This window comes from Betaproteobacteria bacterium, from assembly GCA_016791345.1.
GTDB lineage: Bacteria > Pseudomonadota > Gammaproteobacteria > Burkholderiales > JAEUMW01 > JAEUMW01.
Genome location: JAEUMW010000224.1, coordinates 1 through 5,377 on the forward strand (window position 1 = coordinate 1; position 5,377 = coordinate 5,377).

Annotated in this window: 4 protein-coding genes; 1 reads left to right on the forward strand and 3 read right to left on the reverse strand. The window is 66.4% G+C overall.

The genetic code is table 11. The features are described from left to right. From JNK68_08590 to JNK68_08600, 3 genes are all read right to left on the reverse strand, one after another. Positions 1 to 2,025: efflux RND transporter permease subunit (locus tag JNK68_08590; protein MBL8540417.1), on the reverse strand; the 2,025-nt coding region annotated here is incomplete at its 3' end. After that, positions 2,022 to 3,227 (reverse strand): efflux RND transporter periplasmic adaptor subunit, encoded by a 1,206-nt coding sequence (locus tag JNK68_08595; protein MBL8540418.1) that lies wholly within the window; start codon positions 3,225 to 3,227, stop codon positions 2,022 to 2,024. The genes JNK68_08590 and JNK68_08595, both read right to left, overlap by 4 nt. A 73-nt stretch (positions 3,228 to 3,300) precedes the next feature. Further along, positions 3,301 to 3,915: a TetR/AcrR family transcriptional regulator gene (locus tag JNK68_08600; GenBank protein ID MBL8540419.1), complete on the reverse strand. Its 615-nt coding sequence runs from the start codon at positions 3,913 to 3,915 to the stop codon at positions 3,301 to 3,303. 88 nt (positions 3,916 to 4,003) lie between these two features. Here JNK68_08600 and JNK68_08605 point away from each other — a divergent pair. Next, a partial coding sequence (locus JNK68_08605) for an efflux transporter outer membrane subunit (GenBank protein ID MBL8540420.1) occupies positions 4,004 to 5,377 on the forward strand: 1,374 nt, incomplete at its 3' end.

Consider the following 5,377-nt stretch of genomic DNA (forward strand, 5'->3'; position numbering starts at 1 on the left):
GTCGGGCCCCATCACGCGGAAGGCCACGGGGAAGGGCGAGTACGGGCCGAACACCAACTGGGTCGCCCGTACGCGCGCCTCCGGTGCCAGACCGTCGGCCACCGCCTGCCGCAACTTGAGCTTGAGCGCCTCGCGCGCCGCCTGGTCGTCGGTCAGGACGACGATCTTCGCAAACGAGGGATCAGGCAGCTCCGGCGCCATGGCGAGATAGAAGCGCGGTGCCCCCTGTCCGACGTAGGCAGTCACGATCTTCGCTTCCGGTTGCTTGGCCAGCCAGCCCTCGACCCTGGCGGTCACCGCGCTCGTCTGCTGGATCGAGGTGCCATACGGCATCTGGACTTCGACCAGCACCTCGGGCCGATCGGAAGTTGGAAAGAATTGCTTGTTGACCACGCCCATGCCCAGGACCGCGACGGTGAAGGCACCGATCACGCTCGCCGCAACCAGCCATTTGCGCCGGATCACCGATCCCAGCAGGCGGCGGAAGCGCTCGTAGTGCGGGGTGGCGTAGATTGCCTGGTGCGCACCCTCGCGCGGTTCGAAGTTCGGGAGCAGCTTCACCCCCAGGTAGGGCGTGAACACGACGGCGACGATCCACGACGCGATCAACGCAATGCCGACGATCCAGAACAGATTGCCGGCGTACTCGCCGGCGGTCGACTTGGCGAAGCCGTTCGGCATGAAGCCGATCGCCGTCACCAGGGTCCCGGAAAGCATGGGCGCGGCGGTATGGCTCCACGCGTAGGCCGCTGCGCGGATGCGGTTGTAGCCTTCCTCCATCTTCACCACCATCATCTCGATGGCGATGATCGCGTCGTCCACCAGCAGCCCCAGGGCCAGGATCAGGGAGCCCAGCGTGATCCGGTCGAAGTCCTTGCCGGTGGCCGCCATGACGACGAAGACCGCGGCCAGGGTCAGGGGCACCGCTGCGGAGACCACGATGCCGGCGCGCCATCCCATGCTGAGGAAGCCCACCAGCATTACCACGCCGAGGGCGACGCAGAACTTCACCATGAACTCGTCGACGGCCGAGCGGATATTGACCGACTGGTCCGTAACCTTGGAGAGACTCATGCCGAGCGGCATCTCGGCGTTGATGGCCGCCGCTTCCGCTTCCAGTGCCTTGCCGAGATCGAGGCCGTTCCAACCCTCGCGCATGACCACGCCGAGCAGCAGGGCCGGTTCGCCGTCGTTGCGAATGAGGAAGGTGGCCGGATCCTCGTAGCCCCGCTTCACCTCGGCGATGTCGCCAAGCTTCAGCGTACGTCCCCGCGCCGCGACCGGCGTATTGCGGATCGCCTCCAGGTCGTCGATCGCGCCGTCCAGCCGGATGAAGACCTGCGGGCCCTTGGCTTCGATCGAGCCGGCGGGCGTCATGACGTTGCGCCCGTTCAGCGCAGCGAAGAGGTCGCGAGGGGAGACGCCCAGGGTCGCGAGGCGGCCATGGGAGAACTCGACGAAAATCCTTTCGGCCTGTTCGCCGATGATGTTCACCTTCTTGACGCCCGGCACGTGAAGCAGGCGCTGACGCATGGCCTCCGCATCGCGCACCAGGTGCCGATGGGGCTCGCCCTTCGCTTTTACGGCATAGAGCGCAAAGGTCACGTCGGCGTATTCGTCGTTCACCATCGGGCCGATGACATCATGCGGCAGCTTGAGCGCCTCGTCGCCGAGCTTCTTGCGCGCCTGATAGAACTCCTCGGGGACGTCGGGTGGCGGCGTGCTATCCAGCAGGTACACGGTGGTGAAAGCCAGGCCCGGTCGCGTGAAGGTCTCGGTCCGGTCATACCAGCGCAGCTCCTGCATGCGCTTTTCCAAGGGCTCGGCGACCAGCTCTTCCATCTCCTTTGCCGTGGCCCCAGGCCAGGCCGTGACCACGGTCATCTGCTTGACGGTGAAGGCGGGATCCTCCGCCCGGCCGAGCGTTAGGAAGGCCACGATCCCGGCGATGAAGATCGCCACGATCAGGAACAGGGTGACCGACCGCTCGCGTACCGCGAGGGCGGAAAGGTTGAAGACGCTCACTGGACGACCCCCACGCTCGCAACACCGGCTCGCTGCCCCCCAAGGGGGCGGGAGCTTACTTGGGGCGGCCCGGCGTGCGCTCGTTGCCGTTCCCCGCTGGCCGCCGCCACGCTTTGCGCGGCTTCGCCGGCAGCCAGCCGTACCTGCTCGCCTTCGTGCAGCAGATGCGCGCCGAGCACGACCACGCGGTCACCCGCCTTGAGGCCGCCGACCACCGCGGCGGATTCGTCACTGAGGCCGGCCACCTGCACGGTGCGCCAGGTGACCCGAGGCGCCTCTCCTTCGACCAGCCATACGCCGGGACCTTTGCCCGCATCGAAGAGCGCGCCGATCGGCACCCCCAGCGCCGGGGCGGAGCGGTCGCGGGGGATGTGGATGGATATGGTCGAGCCCAGTGGCGCGTCCGCCAGGCGGCCCTCCAGCACGTAACGCGCCTCGAAGGTGCGCGTCTGAGGGTTTGCGGCATCCGACAACTGGCGCAGTTTCGCAGCGCCCGTGAGCCCGCCGCCATACAAGGCCGCGCGCGCCGCGGATCCGATCGCCGGGCGCAGGGTCTCGGGGAGCTCGACGACCGCTTCGCGGCGCCCGGCATGCGCCACACGGACGACAACCTGACCGGCACCAACGACCTGGCCCGGCTCCGCCAGGGTCTCCACCACCACGCCGTCCGCGTCGGCGAGCAGGACCGTGTAGCCGGTTTCGTTGCGCGCAACGTCGGCCTGAGCCTGGGCCGCTTTGAGCTCCGCCCGTGCCGACTCGGCGGCGGCCTTAATCTTGTCGTAGGCCGAGGCCGACACCGCACCCGCCGCGACGAGATCGCGGTATCTCGCCTCGTCGTCCGCGGTCTGGCGCGCGCGCGCCGTGGCGGCAGTGACGGCCTCGTCGTGGGCGCGCGTGGCGAGCCTCAGATCGGTGGGGTCGATGCGCATGAGCGGCTGGCCGCGCTTGACGGCCTGCCCGGTATCGACTAGGCGCTCCAGGATCTTGCCGGGAACGCGGAAACCCAGGTCGCTCTGCACCCGCGCAGCAACGATGCCGGTGAATGAACGCTCGGCCGGGACGGCGGCCTCCACCGCCCCCACCCGCACGAGAGGAGTCTGGGTGCGCGGATCGATTGAAGAAGTGGCGTCACTGCACGCTGCCAGAGCCAAGGGCAGCAGACCGACGAAGGCGAGGAAGGGGATAGTACGACGCTGAAGCATGGAAACCTCCCGAGCGCATTAAGGCTTCCACCCTACATATAGTGACTATTATTGTCAATAGTCACTCACAAAATTATGGAGCTAGGCTACGCAGAACCAAGTTTGATAGTTGCGCTGGCGCCTCGTCGATGAGGTCGAGATTGTGCTGGAGCAGGAGTGGATTCGCATACGGGTGCACGACTAGATAGATTGCATGCACCGTCTCGTCCAGCGGCGTTTTGCGTTCGAACTCGCCGGTCTCCCGACCTTCACGGATCACGTCCGTCAGGAGCTGCCTGATGCGATCAGCGTAGGCGCGGGCGGACGGCCACCCCTCCCCGGCGGAGTGCGCGGCGATGTCGTGCAGCATGCGATCATTGAAGAAGAGACTCGCGCCAGACGACGTTAAAGTCTTGAACATACGACGGAATTTGTCGGTAGGCGTGCTCGCGCCCGCCACCGCCTCTTCCACCGCCGCGAGGATGGTGCTCAAGGTCTTGGCGCAGATGGCCTCGCCGATGGCCTGCTTCGAATCGAAGAACTTGTAGATGTAAGCCTTCGAAAAACCGATCGCCTTGGCCAGGTCGGAGACCGTGGTCTTCTCGTAGCCATACCGGCTGAAGTGCTCTCCGGCGGCCGCTACGATTTGCTCTCGAACATTGTGGTCGGCTGGACCGCGCGACTGGGGGGCAGATGTGATTTCACTCATAAGCAAAACAATACCTCAGATACGTTGGCTTGACAACGAGTGACCATTTGGTATTATGGTCACGATCTAGCTCAAAACAAGGATTCTGATGCGTACCGACCTCCGCCCTCTGGCTCTGCTGCTGATTGCCAGCCTATTGACAGGCTGCGCAGTCGGCCCCGACTACAGGTCCCCGGAGGTTGAGCTCTCGTCCCGCTTCCTCGGTCAGGAGGCCGTCGCCGACAGGGACGTCCCGCGCCAGGCGGACCTCAGTACCTGGTGGACCGCCTTCGAGGATCCTCTTCTGACGCGGTTCATCTCTCTGGCTCTTGCACAGAATCTCGACATCGCGCAGGCAACGGCACGCATCGCCCAATCGCGCGCCTCGTTGCGCCTCGCAGATGCGGCCCTGTTGCCATCAGCGAATGTGAGCGCGAATGCGGCGAGAACGCACCAGTCGCTTGAAACCCCGCTTGGGCAGCTACTCAGCGCGGCGCGCGGCTTCGACCGCAATGGCAGCTACTACGAGGTCAACCTCAATGTGGGTTGGGAAATCGACGTCTTCGGCGGCCTGCGGCGCGGGCGGGAAGCCGCACGCGCCGAGTATGAGGCATCCGAAGCCGGCGCCGTTGCGACGCGGCTGGCCGTGGCCGCGCAGACGGCAGATGTGTACGTCACGATTCGCGGCCTGCAGGCGCGCATAGCGATCGCCCGACAACAAGCGGAGACGCGCCGTCAGCTGCTCGCCACGGTCAAGCTTCAGTACGAGAAGGGGGTCGCCGCCGAGCTCCAGATGAACCAGGCCGAGGGGTCGCTCACCCAGGCCGAGGCGCAGACCCCCGTCCTGGAAGCCGGCCTCGATGCGGCGATGAACGCGTTGGATGTGCTGCTCGGGGTGCAGCCGGGAACCCACCGCACGGAACTGGCCGCGGTGGCGCCGATCCCGGTCGCGCCGGGTCTGGACGAGACCGGCACCCCGGCCGAGATGATCCGGCGCAGACCGGACCTCATCGTCGCCGAGCGGCGCCTTGCTGCGGCCAATGCGCGCATCGGCGTGGCGATCTCGGAGTACTACCCCAAGTTCTCGCTCGGCGGGCTGGTGGGCAGTGCCACTGCAATAGCGAGCGGCAACCTCTTCACCGGGGCTGCCAGCCAGGCCCTGGGCGTCCTCGGATTGCGCTGGCGTCTGTTCGACTTCGGCCGCATCGACGCGCAGATCGCCGCCGCGCGTGGCCAGGAGGCCGAAGCGCTGGCGGCCTACCGGCTGGCAGTGTTGCGCGCGACCGAGGATGTCGAGAACGCCTTCTCCGCCCTCGTCAAACGCGAGGCCCAGGTCGGCATCCTGACGCGGGGTGAGTCATCGTTCGACCGTGCGCGCGAGAACTCGGTTGCCGCCTACAAGGGTGGTGTTGTCAGCCTGATCGAGGTGCTCGATGCCGACAGCAACCTGCTGCAGGCGCGCGACGCGAAGGCACAGGCGCAA